We start from the raw sequence: 13,281 nt of genomic DNA on the forward strand, positions 1-13,281 counted from the left end.
CGCATGCCCGGGCCGCAAGCGTCCCGGGCGGCGTGAAACCGATCAAGCGCAACACGCTATAAGGCGCAGCCAGGCCCTCGCACAAGCGGGCAAGCTCCGCCGCGTTTCAGGCGCTCCGCCCTTCTCGGCGCTCAACCTGCGCTTCTTCTTGGTGAAAATATCCTCTCTGACAGGCCCCCGCTGGCCAGGGCCGCGCGGTCGGGGCGCAAGGATCAGGCGAACGGATCGTCCGGGTAGCCCACCCCTGTCAGGCACAGCCCCTGCGGCGGGGCCACCGGGCCGCAGGCGGCGCGGTCGCGGGCCGCCAGTGCCTCGGCCACCCGCCCCGGCGGCCAGGCGCCCGCTCCCACCCGTTCCAGCGTGCCGGCGATCGAACGCACCTGGTTGTGCAGGAAGCTGCGCGCACGCAGGTGCAGGCGCAACTCCTGCCCGTGGGGGCGCGCGATTTCCTCGATCTCCAGCGCATCCAGGGTCTTTACCGGCGATTTCGCCTGGCAGAGCGTGGCCCGGAAGGTGGTGAAATCGTGCAGCCCCAGCAAATGCACAGCCCCCGAGCGCATGGCGGCAGCATCCAGCGCGTGGCGCAGATGCCAGGCCAGCCCGGCCTCCTGGGTGAGCGGGGCACGGCGGGCGATGATCCGATAGGTATAGCGCCGCTCGATGGCCGAGAACCGGGCGTGAAAATCCTCCTCGACACGCGCCGCCGCCAGCACGGCCACCGGAGCCGGGCGCAGGTGATGGTTGAGCGCCTCCATCAGGCGAAAGGGCGCCCAGTCGCGGCGCAGATCGCAATGCGCCACCTGGCCGCAGGCATGAACCCCGGCATCGGTGCGCCCGGCTGCGGCAACGCCGGGCGCGTCAGGCTCCAGCCGCCGCAGCGCGGCTTCCAGCGCGGCCTGCACCGAGGGCTGGTCGGCCTGGCGCTGCCAGCCCGCGAAGGGGCCGCCATGGTATTCGATTTTCAGGGCGAAGCGGGGCATGACATGGCTCAGCGCGGCTCGATTACGGGCCGGGGCTTAGCGCGCCCCCGGCCCGTTGGCAACGCCTGCCCGGCACGGCGGGCGGGGCGCGCTCAGCCCTCGGCAGTGGCGCGGCGCCGGCGCAGAAAGGACGACACCAGCATGAACAGGATCAGCCCGGCCGCAAGCGCAAGGATCGTGGCGCTGAGCGGGCGCTCGAAAAAGATCCAGGGGTCGCCCCGCGACAGCATGAGCGAGCGTCGCATGTTCTGCTCGAGCAACGGCCCCAGCACCAGCCCCAGCAATAGCGGCGCGGGAGAAAACCGGAACAGCCGCATCACATAGCCCAGCAGACCGAACAGGATGGCGACGCCGACATCGAAGGTGGAGTTGTTGATCGAATAGACACCGACGCAGATGAAGATCAGGATCGCCGGATAGAGGATGCCGTAGGGAATCGCCAGGATACGCACCCAAAGCCCGATCAGCGGCAGGTTGAGGATCAGCAGCAGCAGATTGCCGATCAGGAAGCTGACCGTCAGCCCCCAGAACAGTTCAGGCTGGTCCGAGATCAGACGCGGGCCGGGCGTGACACCGTGCAGGATCAGTGCGCCCAGCATGATCGCCACGATGGCGTCTCCGGGAATCCCGAGGCTGAGCGTCGGCACGAAGGCCGTCTGCGCGGCGGAATTGTTGGCCGCCTCGGGGGCGACGATGCCCTCGATGGCGCCTTGGCCGAAGCGTTCGGGATTACGCGCGCTGCGCCGCTCGATCGCATAGGCGACAAATGCCGAAAGCGCGGCGCCAGTGCCCGGAAGCACGCCCAGGGTCGATCCGACAGCCGAGCCGCGGATCGCCGGCAGGACCGAACGGCGCCAGTCATCGCGCGTGGGCAACATGCTGCGCCAACTGATATCGAGCGCCTTGACCGACCCCTTACGAATGCGCCCGGCGTTGTTGATCACCTCGGCGATACCAAAGAGGCCGGTGGTCACAATCACCAGGTTCAGCCCGTCGCCAAGCTGCGGTATGCCAAAGGTATAGCGCTGGTAGCCACTGTTCACATCGGTTCCGACAATCCCGAACAGCAGCCCCAGCAACACCATCGCCAGCGACCGCGCCGGCGAGGCCCCGCCCACCAGCGCCGCGGCCAGCAGGCCCAGCACCATCAGCGCGAAATACTCGGGCGAACCGAAACTGAGCGCAAGCCTGGCCAGAACCGGCGCGAAAGCGGCCAGGATGAAGATACCGACCATCCCCCCGAAAAACGAGGCGATGGTGGTGGCAAACAGAGCCACCCCCGCGCGGCCCTTCTGCGTCATCGGATAGCCGTCAAGGCAGGCCACGGCGGCGCCGGCGGTGCCGGGCAGGTTCAGCAGGATCGCCGCGGTGGAGCCCCCATACATCGAGCCATAGTAAATGCCCGCCAGCATGATGATGGCCTCATTGGGGGGCGCATAATATGTCAGCGGCAGCAGCATCCCCACGGTCGCAAGCGGGCCGATACCCGGCAACACCCCGATCAGCATTCCCAACGTGACGCCCAGCGCGCAATAGGACAGCGCCGACAGGCTGAGCGCAACACTGAAGCCCAGCGCTAGATTGGCAAGGATATCCACGTCACATCACCATATGAATGGCGGCAAGGGCAGCCGCAGGAACCAATAGAAAACAAATGTGCAACTGGCGGCCAGACCGATGGCCGTGATCAGGTTGGTGAGGATCGTGGTTTCGTGATCGGCCCGCCCGGCAATCATCACGGCGGCCAGAATCGCAGGCACCAGGCCAACCCGCTCGACCAGCAGCATGAAGGCGAGCAGCCCACCGCAAATGCACAGGATCGACCACCAGCGGGGCCGGATTCCCGCGTCGTCGTCCAGGGTTGGGCCTGTCACCACCCCCTCGACAAGAATTGCCAGCGCCGTACCGACAAGCAGCAGCGACAGCCCCAGCGGAAAGACCGCAGGCCCGATGATCCGGTCAAGTTCGAAAGGGTAATGCGTCGCCTGCCACGCGCCGAAGGCCCCGACCGCGCCCATCATCGCTGCGGCCCACCAGTTGGATGCGGGAATTCGCCGTATCACCCAAGGCCTCCTGTTTCGCTTTGCATTGTCGTTTTCTCGTCTTGCCGGGGGAAGGGATATCTTTCACCCTTGCAAACCTGCCGATATGGTATATCCCTTACTTGTTCTCATATGTGAACAATTGACTATATGAAACAGACCTCGATCAACCGTGTCAAGTCCGCGGATCGTACACTGGACTTGCTTGAGACACTGGCCGGCGCTGCGGCGCCGATGTCGGCCGGCGAATTGTCGCGCGCGCTGGAAATTCCGCGCAGCTCCTTGTTTCATCTGGCCGGAACGCTGGTGGATCGTGGTTATCTCTCGATTGACGAACAGCACCGCTACCACCTGACATCGCGCATTGGCGAACTCGCGCGCGGGGCGCGCCCGGCGGCCGACCTGTTGCATCACCTGAACCCCCTGATCGCTGCTTTGCGCAACGAGATGAACGAGACCTTCAGCTTCAACGCCGAGCGCAATGACCAGATCGAGGTGCTGATCACCCATGCCGGGCACCAGAATCTTTCCTACACGATGCGCACCGGCGACCTGGCCCCCCTCTATGCCGTCTCGGCAGGCAAGGTGATTCTGGCAACGAAAAGCGCGGCGGAGCTGGACCAGTATCTGAGCCGGGTGCGTTACGAGGCCTTCACGCCGCACACCATCCAGTCGCATGACCGGCTGCTTCGCGACATCGAGCGGGTCAGGACAGACGGCTTCGGTTTCGTGGATGAAGAGTTCACCCCCGGTATCGTCGGGGTCGCCATCGGCGTCTTCATCAACGGCACGATCGCCGGAGCAATCAATGCCGCGATTCCCAAGGCTCGCGCCAATGCAACGCTGATTTCTAGGGTGAAGCAGCGCCTCCGCATCACCGCCGCCCAGGCCGGCGCAATGCTGTCGGACTGATCCGTGTGTGCGCCCTCCACTGCCTTGCCCAGGCAGCTGCACGTCCCCCCGACACTGACAAGACCGCCGGGACGCCCGAGCGGCGCCAGGCGGGGCTCGCGGGAAAAGATGTTTACATAGATAAACTTTTTAATATGCTGAACGACATCCTGCCATTGGCTTGAGGAGGAGGTAGTCATGTCAAGAATTCGCATATCCACCGCGGCAGTGCTTGTCGCGGGCAGTTTCGCCGTATCCGCACAGGCGCAAAGCTGGCCGGAGGGGCCGGTCACGATGATCGTGGCCTTCGGCGCAGGCGGCGGCACCGACACCATCGCGCGCATGGTCGCCGAACCGCTTGCCGAGGTGCTCGGGCAGCCCGTGGTGGTCGAGAACCGCCCCGGTGCCGGGGGCACCATCGGCGCCGATGCCGCCGCCAAGGCCGCGCCTGACGGGCGCACCATGTACATGATGGCCAATGGCCATACCGTCGCGGCTGCCATGTATGAAACCCTGCCCTATGATCCAGTGGGCGATTACCAGGGCATATCCGAAGTTGCGGCCATGCCGCTTGTGGTCGTTGCCCGCCCCGATTTCCCGGCTGACAATCTTGAAGAACTTCTCGAGATCGCCGCCGAACGGCCGGGCGAGCTCAACTATGCCAGTGTCGGCGTGGGGTCGTCGCAACATTTCGCCGGGGCGCTTCTGTCGCAAAGCACAGGCGCCGACATGTTCCACATTCCTTACCAGAACACCCCCGAGGCGCTGGCCGCCATTCTGTCGGGCGAGGTCGATCTGCTGGTTGAAGTGATGGCGCCGATGCTGGGGCAGATCGAGGGGGGCGACATCAAGGCAATCGTCAAGACATCGGCTGAGCGTCACCCGAATCTGCCCGAGGTGGGCACGGTCGCCGAAGCCGGCTTTGAAGGCTTTGACGTCTCTACCTGGTATGGTCTGACCTTCCCCGCCGGAACCGATCCAGCCATCGTCGAGGCCGCCAACAGCGCCGTGCACGAAGTGCTGGAAATGGATGCGCTGCGGGATCGACTGATGGCTTCGGGCTTCCTGCCCAGCCCCTCGACCCCGGAAGAGTTCACTGCCAAGATCGGCTCGGAGGTCGAGCGCTGGATCGGCGTACGGGAATCCGCCGGAATCGAACAGCGCTGATTGCATACACGCAACCCGTTGCCCGCGGCCTCGACAAGCCGCGGGCGGCTTTTCCACATCGTCAACAGGAGGGGCAATGGCCCAGCAGCAGAATATACTGATCCTTTGCGGCAGCCTTCGCCAGGGGTCGTTCAACCGCAAGCTCGCCAACAGCGCGCAGGAGCTTGCACCACCGAACATGCGTTTCTCCGAAGCGCCCCCGATCGGCGACATTCCCCATTACAACGCCGATGTGCAGAACAGCGAAGGCTTTCCACCGCAGGTCGTGGCCCTGGCCGAAGCCGTTGCTGCCGCTGACGGGGTGCTGATCGTCAGCCCGGAATACAACTTTTCGGTGCCTGGCGTTCTGAAGAACGCCATCGACTGGGTTTCGCGCCAGCCGGAACAACCCTTCCGGGGCAAGCCCGTCGCACTTCAATCTGCCGCAGGCGGCTTGCTGGGTGGTGCGCGCTCACAGTATCACATGCGTCAGATCATGGTCTTTCTGGAGGCGCAGGTCTTCACGAAGCCCGAGGTTTTCGTGACCTTCGCGGCGAAGAAATTCGACGAAGGCACCGGCCGGCTGAGTGACGAAGCCACGCGCGACGCCGTGGCGGCACAACTGAAGGCGTTCAGCGATTTCGTCGCAAGGATGAACGGCTGAACACCGGCTCATCACGAAAAGAATCAAGGAGACTGCACAATGAATTCCGACCTCCTGGACAGGCTCGCCATTCGCGACCTGATCGAAAACTGGGCTCTGTGGCGCGATGCAGGCGACTGGGAAAGGTTCCGTACCGTCTGGCACGATGACGGCGTGATGCAGGCGACCTGGTTCCAGGGGCATGCCGACGATTTCATCCGCGTCAGCAAGGAAGGTTTCGAGAAAGGCGTCAACATCCTGCATTTTCTGGGCGGTCAGACGATCGACCTTGCCGGAACACGCGCCATTTCGCAGACCAAGATGACCATCGCCCAGCGCGGTGCCCTTGACGGGGTCGCCTGCGATGTGGTCTGCACCGGTCGTTTCTATGACTTTCTCGAAAAGCGCGACGGGCGCTGGGGGGTGGTGCTGCGCCAGCCGATCTATGAAAAGGACCGCATCGACCCGGTCGATCCCGCGGCGCAGCTTGACCTGGACCAGGCGGCCCTGGCCGAGTTGCCCGAGGGCTACCGTCACCTAGCCTATCTCCAGTTGCGGCTGGGCTTCAACGTCAAGCGCGACATGCCGCAGCTCAAGGGCGCCGAAGTCGAGAAACTCTATGCCCGCGGCAAGGCATGGCTGGCCGGCGAGGCCCTGTCGAAAACCGCATGACGCACCAGGAGTGAGCACCGTGTCGGACCAGGCAGCTTTCGTATTCAAGGGCATTCCCGCCCGCGTCGTTTTCGGCAGCGGAACGCTTGTGCAGGCGGGCGATGAACTCGACCGGCTGAACCGGAAAAAGGCACTGGTGCTCAGCACTCCGGAACAGGCCGATGCCGCCGAGGCGCTTGCCGCGCAGCTTGGGCCGCGCGCTGCAGGCGTCTTTGCCGGCGCGCGGATGCACACCCCGCTTGCCGTGACCGAAGCCGCGATCGAACGCTTCGGCGCCGCCGGCGCCGATTGCATCGTCGCGTTGGGGGGCGGGTCGACCATCGGGCTGGGCAAGGCCATCGCCACGCGCACCGGCGCCGACCAGATCGCGATTCCCACGACCTATGCCGGCTCGGAAATGACCGACATCCTGGGCGAGACCGCCGAAGGGCAGAAGGTGACGCGCCGCGACCCCTCGATCCTGCCCGAGACGGTCATATACGATGTTGACCTGACCCTGAGCCTGCCCGTGCCGCTTTCCATCTGTTCGGCGCTCAATGCCATCGCCCATGCAGCCGAGGCACTATATGCGCCCGACCGCAATCCGGTGGTGAGCCTGCTCGCAGCCGATGCCGTACGGGCCTTTCACCGTGCGCTGCCGGTGCTTTCACACGATCCGGCCAATGCCGGCGCACGCTCCGACGCGCTTTATGGCGCGTGGCTGTGTGGAATCGCCCTGGGGCAGACATCGATGGGGCTGCACCACAAGCTATGTCACATCCTTGGCGGCAGTTTCGACCTGCCCCATGCCGAAACGCATTCGATCCTGCTGCCCCACACTGTCGGGTATAATGCGCCAGCCGTGCCTGAAATGCTGCGCCCGCTGGCCGAGGTCTTCGATGCGCAGCCCGGCAAGGGCCTGTGGCAGTTTGCCCGCGACATCGGCGCGCCGCTCAAACTGGCCGATCTGGGCATGGCCGAGGACGATCTCGACCGGGCGGCGGATCTGGCGGTGGCGAACCCTTATGCCAATCCGCGCCCGATCGAACGCGATGCGATCCGCAAGATGCTGCAGAACGCCTGGGAGGGCGCTCCGCCCGCCTGACCGGCCCGCGCGCCCGCAGCCCCCCCGTGCATTATCGACAGGAGAACGGCAATGACCGCTTATTTCACGGCAGAGAACTCGGTTGCAGCTGTAAACGCCCGAATGAGCGATGACGCGAACCCGCGGCTGCGCGAGGTGCTGGACGCGCTGGTCCGGCATCTGCACGCCTTCACCAAGGAGATCGACCTCACCCAGGAGGAATGGGAACTCGCCATCGACTTCCTGACGCGCACGGGGAAGATCTGCTCGGACGAGCGGCAGGAATTCATCCTGCTTTCCGATGTCCTGGGGCTTTCCATGCTGGTGGACGCGATCAACAACCCACGCCCCGAGGGTGCAACCGAAAGCACCGTGCTTGGCCCGTTCCATGTGGTTGGCGCGCCTGTGCGCGAGATGGGCGACCGCATCAACCTGGATGGCAAGGGGGAAAGCTGCCTTTACGAGGGGCGCGTGCTCGACCTTGAGGGCAAGCCCATCGCGGGCGCCTGCATCGATGTCTGGTCGGACAATGCCGAAGGGTTCTACGACGTGCAGCAGCCCGGAATCCAGCCGAAATGGAACAACCGCGGCCGCTTCGTCACCGGGGCGGACGGGCGCTACAGCTTCGTAGGTATCAAGCCGGTGAGCTACCCGATCCCCGATGACGGCCCGGTGGGCAAGCTGCTCGAACAGCTCGGTCGCCACCCCTACCGGCCGGCGCACATGCATTACATGCTCACCGCGTCGGGGTTTCGGAAACTGGTGACGCATACTTTCGTCGGCGACGACGCCTATCTGGCAAGCGATGCGGTCTTCGGTGTCAAGAAGTCGCTGATCGCCAGGTTCGAGCGGCTGGAGAACGCCGCCACCGAATGGCGCTCCCCCTTCGATTTCGTGCTGGCGCCCGAGTAAGGGCCCAGCCGCGAACTGCGCACCACACGCGTAATCCGTACATCCCAACCCGTGCAGCACGGGCACCCCGCCCGCCGCGCGGCCTTTTCGGATACAGCGCCATAGGCAAGGCTTTGCCCATCGCAGGGCCACTCACGGGATCGTGGGTGTCGCCTGTTTCCTACCCCGCATAAACCGCCAGCGCCCGGACCACTCAGGGCAGAAAATCACCTGTTCCCGGCGGCACATGCCGCCTGACCGGACGCGCCCCCGTGCGCGCCCCGGCAAGGTTTTGGCATATGCGGCGGGAAACGCGGAACAAGAAACGGAAGACATGAGGATACCCAGATGACCCCGATACAGGCGCGCCCGTTCAGTAGACGCGGGTTCCTTGCCGGTGCGGGCGCCTGCGCCTTGGCCGCGGCCATGCCCCGCGTGCTCCGGGCCGAAACCGCCACCACCCGCGGCATCACCATGACCCATCAGCGCAACGGCGAAACATTCGCCGAAATCTACTATGACGCGGGCGAATACCTGTCCGGCGCGCTTGAGCGTTTCGCCAGCTTCGCGCGCGACATTCACAGCGGCGCCACCCATGAGATGGACCCGCGCCTGCTCGATCTGATCTTTCTGATCCAGCAGGAACTGGGTCGCGACACGCCGGTGGTGCTGACCAACGGGTTTCGCGCACCCGCGACCAACCGGCGCATTGCCGGGGCCTCGGCCAATTCCTTCCACCTGCATGGCCAGGCGCTCGACATCACGCATCCGGCCGGTTCGGGCGCGTTGCACCGCGCAGCCGCGGGGGTCGAATTCGGCGGGTTGGGGCGGTATCGCAGCTTTGTTCATGTCGATACCGGGCCGCGCCGCAGCTGGTAGCCCCCTGCCCTTGCCGCGCAGCCCCATGGCCCGGGCCATTAAAAAAGGGGCGCCCTTGCGGGTGCCCCTTTTCCGTATCAATGCGTGACTGCCCGGCCTTCAGCAGCTGTAATACATCTGGAACTCGATCGGGTGCGGGGTGTGCTCGTAGTTGTACACCTCTTCCCATTTCAGACCGATATAGCCGTCGATCTGATCCTTGGTGAAGACGTCACCGGCCAGCAGATATTCATGGTCTTCTTCAAGCGCGCCGATGGCCTCGCGCAGCGAGCCGCACACGGTGGGAATATCAGCCAGCTCTTCTGGCGGCAGATCGTAGAGATCCTTGTCGGCGGCTTCGCCGGGATCGATCTTGTTCTTGATCCCGTCAAGCCCGGCCATCAAGAGCGCCGAAAACGCCAGATAGGGGTTGGCCGAGGGGTCGGGGAAGCGGGCCTCGACACGCTTGGCCTTGGGGCTCTCGGCCCACGGGATCCGGATCGAGGCCGAGCGGTTGCGCGCCGAATAGGCCAGCAGCACCGGCGCCTCGAAACCCGGGATCAGGCGCTTGTAGCTGTTCGTCGAGGGGTTGGTGAAGGCGTTGAGCGATTTGGCGTGCTTGAGGATGCCGCCGATGAACCACAGCGCTTCCTGGCTGAGGTCGGCATACTGATCGCCGGCAAAGAGCGGCTTGCCATCCTTCCAGATCGACATGTTGACGTGCATGCCGGTGCCGTTGTCGCCCTTGATCGGCTTGGGCATGAATGTGGCCGAGCGGCCATAGGCATTGGCCACGTTATGCACGACATACTTGTATTTCTGCAGCTCGTCGGCCTGCTTTTTCAGCGAACCGAAGATCAGCCCCAGCTCGTGTTGGTTCGAGGCCACCTCGTGGTGGTGCTTGTCCACCTTCATGCCGATCTGCTTCATGGTCGAGAGCATCTCGGAGCGCATGTCCTGGCCGTGGTCGGTCGGGTTCACCGGGAAATAACCGCCCTTGACCCCGCCGCGATGGCCCAGGTTGCCCATTTCATACTCGGTGTCGGTGTTCCACGAGCCGTCGATCGCATCGACCTCGTAGCCAACCTTGTTGATCGAGACCGAAAAGCGCACATCGTCGAACACGAAGAATTCCGCTTCGGGGCCGAAGAAGGCTGTGTCGCCGATCCCGCTCGATTTCAGATAGGCCTCAGCCTTTTCGGCGGTGCCGCGCGGGTCGCGATTATAGGGCTCGCCCGTGTCGGGCTCGACCACAGAACAATGCACGCAGAGCGTCTTTTCCGCATAGAACGGATCGACATAGACGCTCTCGACATCGGGCATCAGCTTCATGTCGGAGGCTTCGATCGACTTGAACCCTGCGATCGAGGAGCCGTCGAACATGAAACCTTCTTCCAGAAAGTCCTCGTCGACCTCGTCGGCGATCATGGTGACATGCTGCAGCCGACCGCGCGGGTCGGTGAAGCGGACGTCGACATATTGGATGTCTTCATCCTTGATCATCTTGATGACATCTGCATTGCTCATGTTTTCTTCATCCCTTCTTGCGAGAGTAATCTGGCTGTTCGTCGGTGGCCCGGCCCGGTTGCGGGGGGCATTTGCCGGTGTTTCACGCGGATGGTCGCAGGATCAGAGCGCATCCTCGCCGGATTCGCCGGTGCGGATGCGGATCGCCTGCTCGATGGTGCTGACAAAGATCTTGCCATCGCCGATCTTGTCGGTGCGGGCGGCCGCGATTATCGCCTCGATGGCCGCCTCCACCTGGTCGTCAGGCAGCACTACCTCGATCTTCACCTTGGGCAGGAAATCCACCACATACTCTGCCCCGCGATAGAGCTCGGTATGCCCTTTCTGACGGCCGAAACCCTTTACCTCGATCACCGAAAGCCCCTGCACGCCAAGCTCCTGCAGGGCCTCTTTGACCTCATCGAGCTTGAAGGGTTTGATGATCGCCTCGATCTTCTTCATGATGCGCCCTCTCTGCCGGGTTTCATCGCGTTCGAAAAGGTCAGACCATGTTCTCCCGTGGCACACAATCTCAGCCCGCCAGCCCCCATGGCCCGGGATCGGGAATCTGACATGTATGCACAAAAATTAGGCGATCTGGCGCGAAACAGGGCATCATGAAAACTCCGGGGGCCGAAAAGATGACTGATCTTCTGACATCTGCACAAATGCGCGGCATAGAGCGCGCCGCCATCGAGTCAGGCACCATAACCGGCCTGCGTCTGATGGAGCGCGCCGGGCGCGGCGCCCTGGCGCGCGCGTTCGAGTACTGGCCGGACCTTCCGGCCGGGCCGCGGCAGGCGCTGGTTCTGTGCGGCCCCGGCAACAATGGCGGCGATGGCTATGTGATCGCGCGGCTGCTGCACGACCGGGGCTGGCATGTGCAATTGCACGCCCTCGCCACGCCGGGACAGGGGGCGCCTGATGCCGCACGCAATCATGCGCTCTGGCTCGAGCGCGGCACGGTCGGCCCGCTCCGGGCTGGCGAGGTTGCGCAGGCGGTCGAACGGGCCGAGGAGTTGCTCGTCGTCGATGCTGTCTTCGGGACCGGGTTGCAACGCCCCCTGGGCGCCAAGCTGGCCGCCGCGCTCGCGGCGACCAGGCCTGCACGCTGGCGGCTGGCGGTGGATGCCCCCTCGGGCCTGTGCCTCGATTCGGGGCGCACGCTGGTCGAGGGGGGTGCCGCCCTGCCCCTGCCCGCCCGGCTGACGGTCAGCTTCCACGCACCCAAACTGGGCCATTATCTTGACGCCGGGCCCGCCGCCTGCGGCGCACTTGCCCTTGTCGATATCGGGCTTGGGCAGGCCCCCAGCCCAGAGGCCGTGCAGTTGGCCCGGCCCGATCCCGCCGCGATCGACAAGGCGGTGCGGGCGCATAAATACGGCCACGGGCATCTTCTGGTCCTGGCAGGCGGCGTGGGCAAGGGGGGGGCCGCGCGCATGGCCGCACGCGCGGCGCTGCGCGTGGGGGCAGGGCTGGTCACGCTGGCTCCGCCGCCCGCTGCGCTGATCGAGAATGCCGCGCGGCTGGATGCGGTGATGCTGCGGCCCGTCGGGGCCGCCGAGACGCTGGCCGAAGCACTGGGCGATGCGCGGCTGAACGCGCTCTGTCTGGGGCCCGGGCTGGGCCTGGAACGCGCCCGCGCGCTGGTGCCCGAAGCCCTGCGCGCCCGGCGTCCTACGGTGCTGGACGCCGACGCGCTGACCGCCTTTGCGGAAGCACCCGGAACACTCTTCAAGGCCCTGCATCCAGATTGCCTGCTCACCCCCCATGATGGCGAGTTCGCGCGCCTCTTCCCCGATATCGCGGCCGACCTGGCCGCATCGCCCGCCAGGGGTCCGGCCATGTCGCGGGTGGATGCCGTGCGCGCGGCGGCGGCGCGGGCCGGGTGCGCGGTGCTGCTGAAGGGGCCGGACACAGTGATCGCCGAACCCGGAGGACAAACCGTGCTGAACGCCGCCTGCTACGGGCGCGCGGCCCCCTGGCTGGCCACAGCCGGGGCGGGCGATGTGCTTTCGGGGCTGATCGCCGGGCTGCTGGCGCGCGGGTTTGCCCCCTTGCCCGCCGCCGAAACCGCCGCTTGGCTGCATGTGGAAACCGGGCGTGCCATCGGCCCCGGCCTGATCGCCGAAGACCTGCCCGAGGCGCTGCCGGGGGTGTTGCGCGGCCTCATCTCGCCCCGACCCTGACGCAGCAGCAACTTCACTGTGAAGAAAATATCCTCGGGGGGTCCGGGGGGCAGACAGCCCCCCGGCGCAGCCTTCGTTTTTCCCCTCGCCACCCGGCGCGGCCCTTGCTAGAAGGGCGCGGCCTCAAGGGCGGCATATGCGGGTGTGGCGGAACTGGTAGACGCACCAGATTTAGGTTCTGGCGCCGCAAGGCGTGGGGGTTCGAGTCCCTCCACCCGCACCAGACACCCGGCCTTGCCGCGGTGCGCTGTTCCCCGAAATTTGCGTTTTTTCGGCGCGGGCTGGCGGATTGTCGCGGCGGTCGGGATGGTCTATGCGGCGGTTGGATTCAGATCGGGCAGGATCGGGGGATTTCGAATGACGGAGCGTGGCGTCGGGCTGAGCTATGCGGATGCGGGTG

At 65.1% G+C, this 13,281-nt stretch carries 13 protein-coding genes and 1 tRNA gene; 9 read left to right on the plus strand and 5 right to left on the minus strand.

The annotated features are described in order from the left end of the window. Positions 1 to 212: 212 nt before the first annotated feature. From truA to DQ229_RS08705, 3 genes are all read right to left on the minus strand, one after another. Positions 213 to 980, minus strand: a complete 768-nt coding sequence (gene truA, locus DQ229_RS08695) for a tRNA pseudouridine(38-40) synthase TruA (protein ID WP_114965889.1) — start codon at positions 978 to 980, stop codon at positions 213 to 215. Positions 981 to 1,072: 92 nt separating this feature from the next. After that, positions 1,073 to 2,578, minus strand: a complete 1,506-nt coding sequence (locus DQ229_RS08700; RefSeq protein WP_114965890.1) for a tripartite tricarboxylate transporter permease — start codon at positions 2,576 to 2,578, stop codon at positions 1,073 to 1,075. A 6-nt stretch (positions 2,579 to 2,584) separates the two neighbouring features. Then, positions 2,585 to 3,043: a tripartite tricarboxylate transporter TctB family protein gene (locus tag DQ229_RS08705; protein WP_155326479.1), complete on the minus strand. Its 459-nt coding sequence runs from the start codon at positions 3,041 to 3,043 to the stop codon at positions 2,585 to 2,587. A 129-nt stretch (positions 3,044 to 3,172) separates the two neighbouring features. Here DQ229_RS08705 and DQ229_RS08710 point away from each other — a divergent pair, with 129 nt between their 5' ends. The 7 genes from DQ229_RS08710 (at position 3,173) to DQ229_RS08740 (ending at position 9,207) form a co-directional block, all read left to right on the plus strand. Beyond that, a complete protein-coding gene (locus DQ229_RS08710; RefSeq protein ID WP_114965892.1) occupies positions 3,173 to 3,934 on the plus strand; it encodes an IclR family transcriptional regulator in 762 nt (253 codons plus the stop codon). Positions 3,935 to 4,111: 177 nt separating this feature from the next. Continuing rightward, positions 4,112 to 5,080 (plus strand): Bug family tripartite tricarboxylate transporter substrate binding protein, encoded by a 969-nt coding sequence (locus DQ229_RS08715; RefSeq protein ID WP_114965893.1) that lies wholly within the window; start codon positions 4,112 to 4,114, stop codon positions 5,078 to 5,080. A 76-nt stretch (positions 5,081 to 5,156) separates the two neighbouring features. Then, a complete protein-coding gene (locus DQ229_RS08720; RefSeq protein WP_114965894.1) occupies positions 5,157 to 5,723 on the plus strand; it encodes an NADPH-dependent FMN reductase in 567 nt (188 codons plus the stop codon). 39 nt (positions 5,724 to 5,762) lie between these two features. After that, a complete protein-coding gene (locus DQ229_RS08725; RefSeq protein WP_114965895.1) occupies positions 5,763 to 6,374 on the plus strand; it encodes a nuclear transport factor 2 family protein in 612 nt (203 codons plus the stop codon). Between the two features lie 19 nt (positions 6,375 to 6,393). After that, positions 6,394 to 7,458, plus strand: a complete 1,065-nt coding sequence (locus DQ229_RS08730; protein WP_162300804.1) for a maleylacetate reductase — start codon at positions 6,394 to 6,396, stop codon at positions 7,456 to 7,458. Between the two features lie 102 nt (positions 7,459 to 7,560). Beyond that, complete coding sequence (locus DQ229_RS08735) at positions 7,561 to 8,349, plus strand: intradiol ring-cleavage dioxygenase (RefSeq protein ID WP_238381011.1); 789 nt, start codon at positions 7,561 to 7,563, stop codon at positions 8,347 to 8,349. A gap of 405 nt (positions 8,350 to 8,754) precedes the next feature. Then, a complete protein-coding gene (locus tag DQ229_RS08740; protein WP_162300805.1) occupies positions 8,755 to 9,207 on the plus strand; it encodes a YcbK family protein in 453 nt (150 codons plus the stop codon). Between the two features lie 99 nt (positions 9,208 to 9,306). On the opposite strand, the gene glnA is transcribed toward DQ229_RS08740, so the two are convergent. Then, positions 9,307 to 10,713 carry a type I glutamate--ammonia ligase gene (gene glnA / locus DQ229_RS08745; RefSeq protein WP_114965899.1) on the minus strand — a complete coding sequence of 469 codons (1,407 nt, stop codon included), beginning with the start codon at positions 10,711 to 10,713 and terminating at the stop codon, positions 9,307 to 9,309. Positions 10,714 to 10,815: 102 nt separating this feature from the next. Then, positions 10,816 to 11,154 (minus strand): P-II family nitrogen regulator, encoded by a 339-nt coding sequence (locus DQ229_RS08750; RefSeq protein ID WP_114965900.1) that lies wholly within the window; start codon positions 11,152 to 11,154, stop codon positions 10,816 to 10,818. Between the two features lie 179 nt (positions 11,155 to 11,333). On the opposite strand from DQ229_RS08750, the gene DQ229_RS08755 reads away from it, so the two are divergent. Together DQ229_RS08755 and DQ229_RS08760 are read left to right on the plus strand one after the other, a co-directional pair. Next, positions 11,334 to 12,881 carry an NAD(P)H-hydrate dehydratase gene (locus tag DQ229_RS08755; protein WP_114965901.1) on the plus strand — a complete coding sequence of 516 codons (1,548 nt, stop codon included), beginning with the start codon at positions 11,334 to 11,336 and terminating at the stop codon, positions 12,879 to 12,881. Positions 12,882 to 13,019: 138 nt separating this feature from the next. Next, a tRNA-Leu gene (locus DQ229_RS08760) sits at positions 13,020 to 13,104 on the plus strand. The last annotated feature ends 177 nt before the right edge of the window (positions 13,105 to 13,281 follow it).

Source organism: Alkalilacustris brevis (assembly GCF_003350345.1).
GTDB lineage: Bacteria > Pseudomonadota > Alphaproteobacteria > Rhodobacterales > Rhodobacteraceae > Alkalilacustris > Alkalilacustris brevis.